At 61.0% G+C, this 14,160-nt stretch carries 15 protein-coding genes; 13 read left to right on the forward strand and 2 right to left on the reverse strand.

What is annotated here, in order from left to right:
* Nucleotides 1–5: 5 nt before the first annotated feature.
* Nucleotides 6–1,685 (forward strand): ABC-F family ATP-binding cassette domain-containing protein, encoded by a 1,680-nt coding sequence (locus tag P0D68_RS00085; protein ID WP_091807950.1) that lies wholly within the window; start codon nt 6–8, stop codon nt 1,683–1,685.
* Between the two features lie 221 nt (nt 1,686–1,906).
* Here P0D68_RS00085 and P0D68_RS00090 read toward each other — a convergent pair whose 3' ends face one another.
* A complete protein-coding gene (locus P0D68_RS00090) occupies nt 1,907–2,770 on the reverse strand; it encodes a DMT family transporter (RefSeq protein ID WP_408295272.1) in 864 nt (287 codons plus the stop codon).
* 332 nt (nt 2,771–3,102) lie between these two features.
* On the opposite strand from P0D68_RS00090, the gene P0D68_RS00095 reads away from it, so the two are divergent.
* The 6 genes from P0D68_RS00095 to P0D68_RS00120 all read left to right on the forward strand — a co-directional run bounded on the left by P0D68_RS00095 (nt 3,103) and on the right by P0D68_RS00120 (nt 7,566).
* Nucleotides 3,103–4,074: an AraC family transcriptional regulator gene (locus tag P0D68_RS00095; RefSeq protein ID WP_408295275.1), complete on the forward strand. Its 972-nt coding sequence runs from the start codon at nt 3,103–3,105 to the stop codon at nt 4,072–4,074.
* Between the two features lie 445 nt (nt 4,075–4,519).
* Nucleotides 4,520–5,308, forward strand: a complete 789-nt coding sequence (locus P0D68_RS00100; RefSeq protein WP_408295278.1) for an alpha/beta fold hydrolase — start codon at nt 4,520–4,522, stop codon at nt 5,306–5,308.
* A gap of 222 nt (nt 5,309–5,530) precedes the next feature.
* Nucleotides 5,531–5,746, forward strand: coding sequence for a hypothetical protein (locus P0D68_RS00105; protein ID WP_286162196.1), 216 nt, complete (start codon nt 5,531–5,533; stop codon nt 5,744–5,746).
* 118 nt (nt 5,747–5,864) lie between these two features.
* On the forward strand, nt 5,865–6,320 hold the full coding sequence (locus tag P0D68_RS00110) for a RidA family protein (RefSeq protein WP_091807942.1): 456 nt from the start codon (nt 5,865–5,867) through the stop codon (nt 6,318–6,320).
* Between the two features lie 5 nt (nt 6,321–6,325).
* Entirely contained in the window at nt 6,326–7,102 is a 777-nt protein-coding gene (locus P0D68_RS00115) for a Rossmann-fold NAD(P)-binding domain-containing protein (RefSeq protein ID WP_408295282.1), read from the forward strand.
* Nucleotides 7,103–7,311: 209 nt separating this feature from the next.
* Nucleotides 7,312–7,566: a lipase family protein gene (locus P0D68_RS00120; RefSeq protein WP_408184083.1), complete on the forward strand. Its 255-nt coding sequence runs from the start codon at nt 7,312–7,314 to the stop codon at nt 7,564–7,566.
* Here the strand turns inward: P0D68_RS00120 and P0D68_RS00125 are convergent.
* Nucleotides 7,529–8,665, reverse strand: a complete 1,137-nt coding sequence (locus tag P0D68_RS00125; protein ID WP_408295285.1) for an ISKra4 family transposase — start codon at nt 8,663–8,665, stop codon at nt 7,529–7,531. The two genes, P0D68_RS00120 and P0D68_RS00125, sit on opposite strands and share 38 nt — an antisense overlap.
* Before the next feature lie 273 nt (nt 8,666–8,938).
* Between P0D68_RS00125 and P0D68_RS00130 the strand changes: the two genes are divergently transcribed.
* The 6 genes from P0D68_RS00130 (at nt 8,939) to P0D68_RS00155 (ending at nt 14,030) form a co-directional block, all read left to right on the forward strand.
* Nucleotides 8,939–9,184, forward strand: coding sequence for an H-NS family nucleoid-associated regulatory protein (locus P0D68_RS00130; protein ID WP_091807938.1), 246 nt, complete (start codon nt 8,939–8,941; stop codon nt 9,182–9,184).
* Nucleotides 9,185–9,452: 268 nt separating this feature from the next.
* A complete protein-coding gene (locus P0D68_RS00135) occupies nt 9,453–10,712 on the forward strand; it encodes an MFS transporter (RefSeq protein ID WP_408295291.1) in 1,260 nt (419 codons plus the stop codon).
* A 41-nt stretch (nt 10,713–10,753) separates the two neighbouring features.
* Nucleotides 10,754–11,452 (forward strand): VOC family protein, encoded by a 699-nt coding sequence (locus tag P0D68_RS00140; protein WP_091807933.1) that lies wholly within the window; start codon nt 10,754–10,756, stop codon nt 11,450–11,452.
* 74 nt (nt 11,453–11,526) lie between these two features.
* A complete protein-coding gene (locus tag P0D68_RS00145; protein WP_091807931.1) occupies nt 11,527–12,435 on the forward strand; it encodes a LysR family transcriptional regulator in 909 nt (302 codons plus the stop codon).
* 126 nt (nt 12,436–12,561) lie between these two features.
* The gene (locus P0D68_RS00150; RefSeq protein ID WP_408295295.1) at nt 12,562–12,768 is read left to right on the forward strand and encodes a hypothetical protein; all 207 of its coding nucleotides are present in this window, start codon (nt 12,562–12,564) and stop codon (nt 12,766–12,768) included.
* Between the two features lie 131 nt (nt 12,769–12,899).
* Nucleotides 12,900–14,030: an NADH:flavin oxidoreductase/NADH oxidase gene (locus tag P0D68_RS00155; protein WP_408295298.1), complete on the forward strand. Its 1,131-nt coding sequence runs from the start codon at nt 12,900–12,902 to the stop codon at nt 14,028–14,030.
* Nucleotides 14,031–14,160 lie beyond the last annotated feature (130 nt).

The raw sequence follows: 14,160 nt of genomic DNA on the forward strand, positions 1-14,160 counted from the left end.
TCCTTATGATTTCCGTCCGTAATGTCACCCTGCGCCGCGGCGTCAATGTCGTACTCGACCGCGCGTCCGTCACCTTCACCCCCGGCGAAAAGATTGGCCTTGTCGGCCGCAATGGCGCCGGCAAGTCATCCTTCTTCGGCCTTCTCAACGGCACGCTGCACGAAGACGGCGGCGAATTCTCGATTCCCGCTGCATGGAAGATGGGCCAGGTCGCGCAGGAGATGCCGGAGACCGAGCAAAGTGCGACCGACTTCGTGATCGAGGGTGACACCTTACTGCTGGCCGCGCAGGCCGAAGTCGCCGCCGCCGAGGCCAGCGACGACGGCATGCGCATGGCGCACGCCTACATGGCCCTGCACGACGCCGGCGCACATGATGCTCCCGCGCGTGCCCAGGCGCTGATCCTGGGCCTCGGCTTCAGTGCCGCGCAGCTTAGCCAGCCGGTCAACAGTTTCTCCGGCGGCTGGCGCATGCGACTGCAACTGGCGCGCGCGCTCATGTGCCCGTCCGACTTGCTGTTGCTCGACGAGCCGACCAATCACCTCGACCTCGACGCGCTGGTCTGGCTGGAAGCGTGGCTCAAGCGCTATCCAGGAACTTTGGTCGTGATCAGCCACGACCGCGAATTCCTCGACGCGGTGACGCAGGTGACGGTGCACGTCGACAACGCCAAGCTCGTTCGCTATGGCGGCAACTACAGCAAGTTCGAAGAGATGCGCGCTGAGCAACTGCTGTTGCAGCAGGCCGCGATGGCCCGGCAGGCGGACAAGATCGCTCACCTGCAAAAATTCATCGACCGCTTCAAGGCCAAGGCCTCGAAGGCGAAGCAGGCGCAGAGCCGGGTCAAGGCGCTCGAACGCATGGAAAAGATCGCACCTGTGCTTGCCGACGCCGAGTTCACCTTCGAGTTCAAGGAGCCGCTCAACGTCCCGAACCCGCTGTTGTCGATGCTGGACGCGAGCTTCGGCTACCCGGCGCCGACCGAAGCGCCCCCGGGCACGCCGCCGACGGTCATCGTGCGGGGCATCAACCGGTCCGTGCTGGCCGGGCAGCGCATCGGCATTCTCGGTGCCAACGGCCAAGGCAAGTCCACGCTGGTGAAGACAGTAGCGCACGAGCTGGCGCCGATTACCGGCGAAATCAGCGAAGGCAAAGGCCTGAACATCGGCTACTTCGCACAGCAGGAACTCGACGTGCTGCGTCCTCTCGACACGCCGCTGGAACACATGATCCGTCTTGCCAAGGACACGCCGGCGCACATGCGCGCCCCCGGCCAGAGCGGCACCGAACAATCGCTTCGCACCTTCCTCGGCACCTTCAGTTTCAGTGGCGACATGGTCCATCAGGCGGTCGGCACGATGAGCGGCGGCGAAAAGGCGCGGCTCGTGTTGTGCATGATCGTGTGGCAGCGCCCCAACCTGCTGCTGCTCGACGAGCCGACCAACCACCTCGACCTGGCCACACGCGAAGCGCTAGGCATGGCACTCAACGAATTCGAAGGCACAGTGATGCTGGTCAGTCACGACCGGTCCCTGCTGCGCGCGGTATGTGACGAGTTCTGGCTCGTCACCAAGGGTGGCGTCGAGCCATTCGACGGCGATCTGGACGATTACCAGGAGTTCCTGCGCGACGAAGCCCGTCGCATGCGCGAGCAGGCTGCCGGAGAGCAGAAGGTCATTGCCTGAGGTAACTACTGGTAGTTCCAGTCTGGAAGCTGCTGTAGCGCTCGCATCGAGTCGAAGAGGCCTTAAGGCCGAACAATACGCATTCTTCGATGCCACAGCGAGCGCGACTTTGTTGTCTGCCCATACTACGTATGGAGAAACATCAAAGTCCGCGCGGGAGAGCGTGGAAAGAGGCAAGCGCGATCGTCAGTCCCGATAAATCCGCATCGCCCACCGCCCTCTTACGGCCGCCTGTCGTGCCGGGTTCCCCGACGCACCACAACCAGGGCAATACCTCCGAGAATCGCCGCCGAGGCCAACACGATTCGGATGGTCACGCTTTCTCCAAGAAATGCGGCTGCGCCAAGCGTCGCGATGACCGGCACGCTCAACTGCACCGTGGCCGCGTTGCCCGCTTTCAGACCGGGCAACGCCGCGTACCAGATGGCGTAGCCAATGCCGGAGGCCGCTGCGCCGGAACCCGTTGCGTACCAGAAACCGGCGCAGTCAATCGAAGCGTGGGCGGACATGGCGGCGCTGAGCGCCGCGGCAAGTGGGACTGCGCGCAGGAAGTTACCGGCCGTCACCGCGGTGGGATTTCCCGCGCCCTTGCCGCGCAACGAATAGATGCCCCAAGCGACGCCGGCGCCGAGCATAAGGACAGCGCCTCCGGGAGGTGGCGCGGAGAGACCGGGAAGCAGCAGCCCGGCAAGGCCTGCCAACGCGCATGTCAATCCGATCCATTGCCGCCAATGGAAGCGTTCGCCCTTTCGGATGCCGTAGCCGATCATTGTCGTCTGCACGGCGCCGAACAGAAGCAGGGCCCCAGTGGACGCCGGCAGGCTCAGGTATGCAAACGAGAATGCGGCCGCATAGGCGAACAGCGCCAGCGCCGACAGCCAGTTTCCGGCGCCGCCCAGCCTGCCGCCCCGGAGCCGCACTATCATCGAGAGCACGAGGGCGCCCGACGCGATACGGATCGACGTAAAACTCGCTGCATCGATGCCCGTGCCCTTAAGGGCCAGCCGGCATAGCAACGAGTTCGCTGCAAACGCGACCATTGCAAGCAGCGTCAGCACAGTGACACGCACGGGCGACACAGACATCCCCCCAAAACCCCCGAATCTTCCGCCAGTATCCGGCCATTGCGCTGCCCGTACGAGCGTCGGTGACCGGTCGTCTCTGCCCGAGCGCGGCCTTTTGCAATCGGCTCGTGTCGATCCGTTGCAGTGCTTCGCCGCTCGAGACCTGAACGACTGCTTCCAAGGCAGGATCGGACAACCCGCCCGGCGTGGCGGTCGTTCCGCCGAAGATATGTTCGCATAGCGAAAGGGGCGTGTCCGGTGCGCCGCTGGCCCTAAAGTAGCAGATAGTCTCTTGACCTTGCACACATCGTTGATGGGCGCGGTCTTGTGAATATGCCCTAAAGGAGTAACTCATGCCGTCCGAGCACGCCGATGTCCTGTCCCAGGTACTCAAGCTGATTCGCCTTCGCGGGGATCACGTTTTCCACGGCGAACTGGGCAGTTCCACCGAAGTGATTTTTCCGCCCGGACCGGCGGCTTTTTTGCATCTGCGTACCGGCGAACTGTCTGTGTCTCAATGCAATGGACCCTCCGTGACGCTGCGGTCAGGCGACTTCGTTCTTTTGCCGCATGCGGATGGACACGCGATTCGAAGCGAGCCGGGCGGAAAAGCACATCAACGCTTCGAGGCGGCGGTGGACTTTACCCCCAGCAGAGATGTTCAGACGTTCAAATGGGCGGCTGATGATCGAATGGCAGGATCCTTTCTTGCGGGATCATTCTATTTCGACGGGGCGCCGTTGCGCTCTTTGCTCACCGGGCTTCCCGGGCTGATTCATCTGACATGCGACAAAGTCAGCGAACCCCCTTGGCTTGCCTCCATCTCGCATTTTCTCGACGTGGAATCGGGTAGCGCGGGCCCAGGGTCGTCGCTGATGATCTCGCGGCTTATTGATTTGCTAGTTATCCGCACCTTGCGGATGTGGGTCAGCCGGCAAGGCGATCGGGTCGGCTGGCTGTCCGGACTGAGCGACGAACGCGTCGGTCGTGCGTTGAACGCAATGCATCTGGAACCTAACCGTGCATGGACGGTGTCGGCGCTCGCCGAGACGGCGATGATGTCGCGATCGATGTTTTCGGATCGTTTTACGGCGGTGGTGGGGCTTCCACCGTTGCGTTATCTGACACGGTGGAGATTGACGATCGCGGCAGACTTGCTACGCGGAGGAACCTTGAAGGTGACCGAAGTGGCCCACGTTGCCGGCTATGGTTCGGAGGCTGCCTTCAGTCGCGCCTTCAAGGAGGAGTTCGGCTATCCACCGCGCGACGCACATCGAATCGAACAGACAGGCGCCTTTGTCGCACGAAGTTCGGAACTCCTTTGACAGCCCTTGTCACGCCGTTGGCTCGCTTCGTCAGTTGAAGCTGTCAGTGCGGTAGTTTCGTTTCAATGGCATGGCATCGCGTCGATCCCCAAGCGACTCGATCTGCTCAGCTTGCCCGGGTGCGTTGATCGGACGATAGATCATGCAAATCAGACGCCGGGATATGGTCAGTCCTGGACACGTTCTTTAGAGTGGATAGCCAAGGTCCTCCCGTATCCGGAACGGAGGAAGGCTCTCACGCACTATGGTTCGGATCTCTCATGCTCAAGCAGATCAGACAGTTTGCGATAACACTTCTCGTTGCAACACCCACGCTTGCGTCATGTGTCTGGATCGGAAGCGCGAGTGCGGTCGCCAGCGTCACCGTCGTATAGCACGGATCTTTTCAAAGCCAGGTTCCAATTCACGACATCGGCACCGATGTCTCGTCAAGGAAGCAATATAGATGAAACTCCTGCTCGCTGCTCTTGCCATTTCAGCATTCGCGTTCGATACCAGTGCGATGGCTGCGCAAAAGCCCCCGATCGTTCTGGTCCACGGCGCTTTCGAAGACGCCCAGGTCTGGGGGCATGTCACATCCAGGCTTCAAACCGATGGCTATAAGGTTGTGGCGGTTGAACTGCCAGGTCGTCCGGGCGCGCCCGCCACGCCGGACAAGGTGAGCCTCGACCTCTATCGCGACACCGTGGTCGCAGCGCTGAACGAATTCCATCGCCCAGCAGTCGTGGTCGGTCACAGCTTCGGCGGCATCGTCATCGCCGACGCCGCGGAAACGGCACCGAAGAAGATCAAAACCTTGATCTTCGTTGCGGCCTACCTGCCGCAAGACGGCGATTCGCTCGTGTCGATGGCCAACAAGGATGCCGACGCCAGGATCGGCCCGCACCTGCAGATCGACAAGGAAAAGGGCATTGCCTCCATCGAATATTCGGCACGCGCCGATCTGTTTGCCAATGGAGGTCCTGACGAACTGCGCAAGGCAATCCCGAATCTGATTCTGGATGAACCCGTGAGCCCGCTAGCTACGCCCGTGCACGTGACTTCCACCAACTTTGGTCAGATCGACAAGGTCTATATCCACACAGCCATGGACCAGGTCATCAGCCCGTCGTTCCAGGCGAAGATGGTTGCGGCAACCCCCGTGAGAGCAGAGTACACCCTGCAGACCGGTCATACGCCGTTCCTCACCGATCCCGACGGCCTGGCAAAGGCGATCGAGGCTGCTGCGAAATAGCCGGTTCGCGGTTGGTCCAGGAAACGAAGGCGCTGCGGCTTCGTCGTCCCGCGCTTTGCCTTCAAGTGTATTGCTCCGGGCGGGGGGCTCGCTATATCCGGGCTTCCGCGTACCGTCCTGCGGACCGCTCTTCGATGGTCTGCACCGGCATGCTCTTTCAGAAAGAAGCATACGCATCGGTTGTTTACGACAGTTTCTCTTGTTTCCAAAGGCAGAACCGATATGTCCCGTCTTCAGATACCCGCCACGATCGCAGATGCACTCGCTGCTTCCCAGCCCTTCCTAGAAGCCATCAACAAGAAACTGGGTGTCACGCCGAATCTGTTTGGTCTGATGGCCAACCGCCCTGCGGCGCTCGAGGGCTACCTCGGTCTGGCCGGAGCCTTGGCGACCATCCGCAAGAACAGCGCCAATGCGCGAGTCAGCGATTCATTTTGATACGCGGAATCAAGCCGCAACCGACGACCGTCGTTCGCTGTATCGGATGCTTGAGTTCACTGCGTCGCGATAAGTCCAGGCCACATCTATTTCTATTCACCTAACGTTAAGACCGAACATGAACGTATTTGACCGGCTCGCGCAAGCGAGCCTAAATTTGCCAGCGCCCATCAACCCGCTTGGCTCCTATCGAACGGTTTCCGTTTCGGGAAGCCAACTATATGTATCCGGTCTCGGCCCTTTCCAAGATGGCAAGCCAATCGTCGGAATGGTGGGCCGCGATATTTCACTTGAAGAAGCTCAAGACGCGGCGCGCCTAACGATGCTCATGATCTTGGCCTGTGTCGATGAGGCATGCGGACTCGACAACGTCAAGCGATGCAGCCGGCTAACAGTCTACGTGCGTGCAGAACAGTCGTTCGCCCAGCATCCGCAAGTGGCCAATGGCGCCAGTGACCTCTTGCTGACGCTGTTTGGGCAAGACAATCTGCCGGCTCGAAGCGCACTGGGCGTGCATTCGTTGCCGATGGGCATCCCGGTTGAGATTGACAGCATTTTTGAGTTGAAGGGGTGATGGACATGGCTCGACCGCACGACGACGCTCAGTTGATGCGAGCCAATCGACCGGCCAAACCTGATTCTGAACCCGCCGCACAACGAGCGCACATCGCGCTGTCTGGAGGGGAATACTGCCGTCCTGCTTTCGAGAACAATCAATCCGTGCCCGCGTTCGGACGCCGCAAGCATTGCGATGCGGCCGCCACACGATTGCCCAGCATTGAAACGAACCATCTATTTTTCCGTCGGACTCTGATCATGCGTCAAATGATATTGACCGTTGTCGTCACACTGACTGTCTCTACGGGATGCCTCGCGAGCACTTCTACCATCTACAAGGAACCCCTGGACGCGAAGACTCTGAACACACTTCGATCGGATTTTAGCCATCTCATGCAACTAGCCAACCGCCACGACTTCAAAGCGCTCCATGAGATGTTCTGGCACTCTCCCTCGGCCCTTCTCGTCGCCAAAAGTGCGATCCCCACGGAAGGGAACTGGGCTGGCTTCTGGGGTAATGAGGCGATCGATCAGAAGCTGCGCGATATCGGCACCTCCGGCCCTGTCGTGCTGCGGCCGGATTATTCGAAATTCAAGGTCGTCGGCTTGACGAAGGACATAGCGCAATCCTATGCGCCAGTGAATATCACGGTCTCCTATGCGGGTCAGGACGGAACCCCCAAGCCGTTTCTATTGCTAATCAACTGGATAAAAATCGGCAAGGACTGGAAGGTGGCTTCGGAGATCATCCTACCCGTACCGCCGGCGCCTGAAGCAAAAAGCGAAGTACCTGGATAGTCGTGGCAAAAGTGTCCAGATCCCTTGCCACAGACACACCAGCAGAGTTCAACGTGCGATCGGCAACGTATCACCGACACCACGGATGTTGGTCTTTAGCCTGCCTAACGAAAAAGTGATGCCCACAGGAAAGCGAGTTGACGCGGATATTCAAATGCGGCGCCTGACACATTTCACCAGGCAGACAACTTTAAGAAGGAAGACGGGTCATGACGATCAACAGACGTAACTTCTCGGCCGCCCTCGTTGCCGGCGCTGCCGCGTCGCTTATTTCTACTCGCAGCGTAGCAGCAACGCCTGCTTCGGGGAAGGCGCCCAATATCGTCCTCGTGCATGGGTTGTTCGCTGATGGGTCGTGCTGGACGGAAGTGATATCGCGATTGCAGGCAGCGGGGCTCAATGCCACGGCTGTCCAAAACGAAGCCGTTAAAAAGACTGGGAAGTTCGTTGCCAAGGCCACGTAACACGTCGCTGTCCAATCCACGGAAACTGTCGTCGCGCGAGTTCGTGGAATTCCTGGTTCAACAACGCGACGCGCAATTGCACGACACTGTGTGCCCCCACGCGACTCCAGCGCATATGCTGGCTCTTGCACATTCGACGGCCAACGATTCGATTAATTGACGATTCGACGAAGCCGGTGGAGATTCGTCCTCCCGCACGTCGCCATATGCGATAGTCGATCAGCGACTCGGCGTTGCTGTCGAGATACGTGACCACATTCGAGAGGCTATTGCTCGCTTTCCTGACGTGGCTGCTCACTGCTGGATCTCGTGTCTCACGTAGATCAAGCAAGTGAGCAAGTCTAGCTGAAAACTGCTGCCAGGCGGCAGTACGTCCGACCCAAACGTAGTGGCGGAAGCGGACAAACAGATCCGACAGTTCAAACGCTGATCCACTGTCCGTAAGTCGCCCATATGCCAGAGGCGCGATAGCCTGCTCAACGCGTCGCAACATGCGCCCGATGTGTGCCCAATCGAGAATCCACTTGTTATCGTATGGGAGATCATTAGCGACGCCGGCCAAGTCCCGAGCTCCATCAGTCAGGACAACGACTTCATTAGGATCCCCGTATCCGCTGTCCTCGAGGAATCGTGTCATTTCTTGATTCAATCGCCTGGTGCGCGGCATGGCGGAAGCCCACACTCGTGGCTGCTTACCGGCTTTGCCCAAAGCAGCAACGACGACTGCGATCGACGACGGCCGGTTCCCCGCTTCTGCACGATTTTCCTTGCCGGAACCCTTGCAATTGCAGGCCTTCCATCGTTCGCGGCAATAGTAAACCTTTCCTGGCGCGGTCTTCAGCTCCGAGCAATGACTATCATGCAGACGACGCTGGACGCCGCAATCCACACAGGATCTGTGCGAGGCGCAAAAACGTTCGATCTGCTCGACAACGAACTCCTGCTGCACACAATTGAGCAAGGACTTGCCTTCACTGAGTGACAATCCCACGTCTCCTGGCGTCTGGTCGTCGATGGGCCTGTGCAACCGCATGACCTCAACCCGCTTTACCACACTCCCGTCGCCGTTATCGAACTCAAGAGCGATCGTGCATCGCATGGTGGCTCCTGGGTCTCGTCGTTAGGGATACGATACCCCGCAGCGCGCTCGTCTCACAGCCTTTTTAACGGCTTCTTGCTCGAGCCCGCCATTCCAGGCTGCTTCGCCTCAGAGCGTCAGGCCGTTATCTGACACTGGCGGATAGGTCGCAGTTCTCTGCTTGCAAGTTCGATAATCACCGTGCGTTTGCGAAACAACGGCGGGAGTCCCCATGGTCAAATTGGCGCCACGCCTGCCCAGATGGATTCCCTCGACCTCACTACGCCAACGATCATGTCTACCCTCATCGCCCGACCCGATGCGCAAACGCGAGAACGCCTGATTCTGTGGATCAGGAGACGCATGGACGAATGCGGCATTACCGAGTCGGCATTGCAAGCGGCACTGGAAAACGATCAGCGCCAATTGCGCTACCAGGACGCGTTCGGCAACGTCTGGAGCGGCGACGGCGAACTGCCCGCATGGCTGAAACGCGCGGTGGCCGCCGGCCAGAGTATCGAGCACTTCCGCTGCAACTAGGGTCCGAGAAAGCCGCCTGCGCGAACTCTGCGTAGCAGTCAATGCAATGCTGCGTTGCTTTTGCACCCGGTTTATCAATCATTTTGGCTTGAATAAGCTGTGTCTCGAGTTCACAGCGAAGGCCTCCCCGCCGCCCACGGCGCAGGTCAGCGCCGAATTCACGGCAACTCGAGCACCATTTGCCCCTCCCGATTGCGGATATCGAAACACGATTTCGCCCTTATATTAATCGATGGATAATTTATCCTCCGCTTCCATGACATCTTCGATGAACAAACTAGCTGAATTTAGACGCGGATGGGTGCAACTGATCGGCTCGACGCTGGGCCTCGGCATTGGCGTGATCGGGCTGGGCTCTTACAACCTCGGACTCTTTGCCAAGGACCTGCAGGGCGCCGTCGGTCTCACGAAGACGCAATACGGGGCCGGTTACCTCGCTTTCACGCTGGGACTCGCACTCGGTCTGCAAATGTGGGGGCGCCTGCTGTCACGCTTCGGCGCGGCGCGCACGGCAGCGGGCAGCGCGCTCGCGCTCGCCGCGTGTTTCGTCGCGATGGCGGAACTGATCTCGACACCGACCGCTTACATCGTGCTGGTCGGTCTGGCCGGCTTTTTCGGCGGCGGCACGAGCGGTCTCACGTTTACACGCATCGTCAGCGGATGGTTCGATCGCGGCCGCGGCTTCGCGCTCGGCCTCACTCAGGTCGGGCTGGGATTGTGCGGCGCGATCCTGCCGCCGATCATCGCGGCCACGATCGTCAACAGCGGCTGGCATTCCGGTTATCTGATGCTGGCTGCCATCGCCGCAGCGGGCGCGCCGATCGCGCTGTTGATCCTGCGCGACAGTCAATCCAGCGCCATGGAGCAGTCCGCCCCGGCCGATGCCCCCGATCTGCGCGAGCTCGCCACAGAATTCGCGGCGGTCAAACGGACCAGCACATTCTGGATCATGTTCCTCGCCTTCATGCTGTCGACGCTCTTCGTGGCGGGCAGCGCTCAACACATGGCGCCGATGCTGCGCGAACTCGGCGCGAACGCCGCCTCGGCGGCCAGATACATGAGCCTGCTCGGCATCGGCACGGTCTGCGTGCGCCTGATCGTGGGCTGGCTCTCCGACTATGTGCATGCGCCGCGGCTGATGGCCTTTTCCTGTCTGGTCGGCATGGCCGGCGTGCTGACGCTCAAGCTCGGCGGCATCGGCTACGCGCCCTTGTATGCGTTCACGGTGGGTTGGACCTTCGGCGGCGAGATCGATCTGGTCGCGCTGATGTGCACCCGCTACTTCGGTCTCAGGATGTTTCCGCGTGCCTACGCGTTTCAGTACGGCGCACTGTGCATCGCCGCGGGCGTAGGTCCGCTGGGGATTGGCTGGCTGGCCGACAGGTTGGGCAGCTACCAGCCGGGCCTCGTGCTGAGCGCGGTACTCGCGGCCGCCGCGGCGTTCGTGTTCCTTCTGCTGCCCCGCTACGACGGCCGTGCCGGCGAACCGGGCGAGGCCGGGCGCCTCGGACTGAACAGCATCGATTAATGCGCTTTACCCAGTAGTTCACCGTTATCAGGAATGTCTCAATGATCCACTTTGACCACGTCTGTCTTGCAGCACAAAACGTCTACGAAGCCACGTTCCGGCTGAGCCGCGAAACTGGCTTCGGCAACTACGACGGCGGCTTCTTCCCGCTCTACGGCATCGGCCACAAGGTCGTGCCGCTGGCGCCGGACATCTACATCGAAGTCGAAGGCATTGTCGATCATACGGTCCTCAAGCGAGGCCAACCGCTGGCCAGTTTTTTCGAGCAACAGACGCGTGAAGGCGATTGCTTCGTGGGCTGGTGCCTGCGCACCGACTCGCTGGACGAACTGAAGGCTTTCGCCAGACATCACAACACGGTCGTCGACGAAAGCACCACCGGCAAGGACGCCGGCCGTCAGATGATGAACGGCAAGCGCGGCTTTGCGTTGCAGACGCCGAGCGCGCTGACGGCATGGCCAATCGGCAAGCCCAACCTGTACTTCAAGCCGGGTAACGGACCGCACACCGCGAGCCTGCCGACAGAGCCGGGCACGGGATCGGTACAGGGCCAGGGGCTCAACTGGATCGAGATCGGCGAAGACGAAGCCGCGCTCGCGGCATGGCTCGGCGAGATCGGCCGGCCGTCGGACTTTCCGTTCGAGATTCGCTACAACCGGAAGACCTCCGGACTGTACGCGATGGGCGTGAAAACGAGCGAGGGCGAACGGGTGATTCGCCGCGCCGCGGTCAAGCTCTGACGCTTCGCAAAAGATTCGGAGAGCGTTGGAAGGATTCAAACAGGCAGGCCTGATGCCGTGACGTGGGAGAAAGTATGGACAAGCTGCTAGCGTTGCGAACGCTGCTCGCCGTTGCGGAATCAGGGGGCTTTACGGCCGCCGCTCACGAGCTCGGCAAGACCACCTCATCGGTCATGCGTCTGATGGATGGCCTGGAAGCGTCGCTAGGTACCTCGCTATTGACGCGCACCACACGCAACGTTTCGCTCACCGACGCCGGCGTGACCTACGTCGAACAGGTTCGTCAGGTGCTGACCGATCTGGCGGGCGCCGACGACAGCGTGATCGACAGCGGAATCGATCCGATGGGACCGTTGCGAGTGAGCGTGTCCGCCACCTACAGTCGTTTGCATATCGCCCCGCATATCGCCACGTTTCTGAAGAAGAATCCGCGCGTCAACCTCGAGCTGGTAGTGTCGGACAACCATCTCGACCTGGTCAGCGAACGTCTGGATCTGGCTGTGCGGGTCGGCGTCCCCACCGCGGACGATCGTCTGATCGTGAAGCGGCTGCGCCAGAGCGAAAGATTCGTGGTTGCCAGCCCGGACTATCTGCAAAGAAAAGGCGCCCCGCAGGCGCCGTCCGAACTGATTCGCCACGAGTGCCTGCGCTTCGTCTACAAGCCCGGCAATCGGCAACGATGGGTCTTCCGCTATCCGGGCAGGTCCGAAACCGTCGACGTGAATGGACAGCTGCTGACCAATAACCTGGACATGCTGGCCGGCGCCGCGCTGGGCGGTCACGGTATCGCCCTCCTCCCGCAATGGCTGGTGGGCGCCGACGTGGCGGCGGGCAGATTGACGGCGCTTTTCACCGACGCCCAGGCGACGCCCGAAGGCGGCGATGCCTTCGTCTACGCAACCTATTTGCCGAATCGCCGACATTCGAGAAAGGTTCATGCGTTCATCGATTTCGCGGAACACGCGATTGCCGTCCCCACCTGAGCGCCGTGCGACCCTGCCGGCCGGCATCGAAATGATGTCGTGCGCATTTGAAAAGCCGTGCGTTGCACGCAATCGACGCGCGCCGAATAAGCGGAAGCTGACTCCAACCCATCACGGAGAAGGCGCATGTCGACTGAAACGAAATGCCCGTTCATGCATGGGGCCGGCGACGGTGCGTCGGTTCCGCGCGACGTGGGTCGCGACGTCGGTGCGCTGGCGTTGCGCCACGCCCACGCTCCGAGCGGCGAAGTTCTTTTTTTATCACTTGATCATTTATACTCCGATCCGGACAGCGGAGTGTGCGCAAAGTCCGCGGACCACCGCCTCACCTGAAACATCTGAAGATTTGATTGGTTTTCCTATTGCTAGCGAGCATCGACGGTTCGACGTTCCCCACCTTTTCCGGAAAGTCAGTACTTCGTCCATGTCAGCGATATCAACTTGCAACTTGCTGGAGATGAAGCATGACATCCACCCTGTTTTCCCTCACCACCGTCGGGCCCATCACACTGCCGAACCGGATCGTCGTCTCGCCGATGTGCCAATACAGCGCTGACGACGGATGCGCGAACGACTGGCACCTGATGCATCTGATGCAGCTCGCCATTTCCGGCGCAGGGCTGATCGTTCTCGAAGCCACGGCGGTCGAGCGTCAGGCCCGGATCACGCACGGCTGCCTCGGCCTCTACAGCGACGCGAACGAGGCCGCCCTCGCGCGCGTGATGGACGCGGCGCGGCGCGTGGCGCCGCCACAGACGCGTTGGGGCATTCAGATCAACCACGCGGGACGCAAAGCATCGGCCCAACGCCCGTGGGAAGGCCGCGCGGCCTTGGGCCCGCTTGAAGATCCGTGGCCCACGGAAGGTCCTTCCGCAATCGCGGCCGGCGAGCATTGGCCTACCCCGAAGGAAATGACGCACGCCGACATGACGCGGGTCCGCGACAGTTTCGTCGCGGCGACCCGCCGTGCGCTGCGCCTCGGCTTCGACGTGATCGAGATTCACGCGGCGCACGGCTACCTCATGCATCAGTTCCTGTCGCCGCTGGCCAATCAACGCACCGATCAGTACGGCGGCTCGCTCGACAATCGCATGCGCTTTCCACTGGAAGTGGCGACGGCGGTTCGCGAGGTCATTCCGGCCAAGGTGTGCCTCGGCCTGCGCATCACCGGCTCGGACTGGACACCCGGCGGCATTGAAGTGGTCGAGACCATCGCGTTCGCCAATGCGCTGAAAGCGCGTGGCGCCGATTATGTGTGCGTCACCACGGGCGGCGTCGTCAACGCCCGCATCGCCGTGCAACCGGGTTACCAGGTCCCGTTCGCCGCCGAAGTGAAAGCGAACGTCGGGCTCCACACGCGCGCGGTCGGCATGATCGCCGATGCGCAACAAGCCGAGGCGATCATCGCCTCGGGGCAGGCGGACACTGTGGCGCTCGGCCGTGCCTTTCTGGATGATCCGCGCTGGGTGTGGCACGCGGCTCACACCCTCGGCGTCGCGGATTCGATCAGCTACCCGCCGCAATACGAACGCAGCAAGCCGGCTTTGTGGGCCGGGGCTCAACTCGCCCGCCCCGGGACAGCCAACGTTTCTTGAGCCGAACCCGCCAACGCGGACTCGCGTTCCAGCACCGTCAATCGGGCGCCCGTGCATGACTCAAGCGGGCGCCCGTGTCTTTCTCCTCTTGCCGACGCGGCTGTGCCCGCGTCCACTTAACTTTCGTCCA

Origin of the sequence: Paraburkholderia sp. RL17-380-BIE-A, from assembly GCF_046028085.1 — a bacterium.
Taxonomy (GTDB): Bacteria; Pseudomonadota; Gammaproteobacteria; order Burkholderiales; family Burkholderiaceae; genus Paraburkholderia.

What these genes read in the sequence shown, in the direction of transcription:
- P0D68_RS00120 (WP_408184083.1), top strand. Translation starts at nt 7,312, where the DNA reads ATGACGATCAACAGACGTAACTTCTCGGCCGCCCTCGTTGCCGGCGCT.
- P0D68_RS00145 (WP_091807931.1), top strand. Translation starts at nt 11,527, where the DNA reads ATGGACAAGCTGCTAGCGTTGCGAACGCTGCTCGCCGTTGCGGAATCA.
- P0D68_RS00090 (WP_408295272.1), bottom strand. Translation starts at nt 2,770, where the DNA reads ATGTCTGTGTCGCCCGTGCGTGTCACTGTGCTGACGCTGCTTGCAATG.
- P0D68_RS00140 (WP_091807933.1), top strand. Translation starts at nt 10,754, where the DNA reads ATGATCCACTTTGACCACGTCTGTCTTGCAGCACAAAACGTCTACGAA.
- P0D68_RS00100 (WP_408295278.1), top strand. Translation starts at nt 4,520, where the DNA reads ATGAAACTCCTGCTCGCTGCTCTTGCCATTTCAGCATTCGCGTTCGAT.
- P0D68_RS00110 (WP_091807942.1), top strand. Translation starts at nt 5,865, where the DNA reads ATGAACGTATTTGACCGGCTCGCGCAAGCGAGCCTAAATTTGCCAGCG.
- P0D68_RS00135 (WP_408295291.1), top strand. Translation starts at nt 9,453, where the DNA reads ATGAACAAACTAGCTGAATTTAGACGCGGATGGGTGCAACTGATCGGC.
- P0D68_RS00115 (WP_408295282.1), top strand. Translation starts at nt 6,326, where the DNA reads ATGGCTCGACCGCACGACGACGCTCAGTTGATGCGAGCCAATCGACCG.
- P0D68_RS00085 (WP_091807950.1), top strand. Translation starts at nt 6, where the DNA reads ATGATTTCCGTCCGTAATGTCACCCTGCGCCGCGGCGTCAATGTCGTA.
- P0D68_RS00125 (WP_408295285.1), bottom strand. Translation starts at nt 8,665, where the DNA reads ATGCGATGCACGATCGCTCTTGAGTTCGATAACGGCGACGGGAGTGTG.
- P0D68_RS00155 (WP_408295298.1), top strand. Translation starts at nt 12,900, where the DNA reads ATGACATCCACCCTGTTTTCCCTCACCACCGTCGGGCCCATCACACTG.
- P0D68_RS00130 (WP_091807938.1), top strand. Translation starts at nt 8,939, where the DNA reads ATGTCTACCCTCATCGCCCGACCCGATGCGCAAACGCGAGAACGCCTG.
- P0D68_RS00095 (WP_408295275.1), top strand. Translation starts at nt 3,103, where the DNA reads ATGCCGTCCGAGCACGCCGATGTCCTGTCCCAGGTACTCAAGCTGATT.
- P0D68_RS00105 (WP_286162196.1), top strand. Translation starts at nt 5,531, where the DNA reads ATGTCCCGTCTTCAGATACCCGCCACGATCGCAGATGCACTCGCTGCT.
- P0D68_RS00150 (WP_408295295.1), top strand. Translation starts at nt 12,562, where the DNA reads ATGTCGACTGAAACGAAATGCCCGTTCATGCATGGGGCCGGCGACGGT.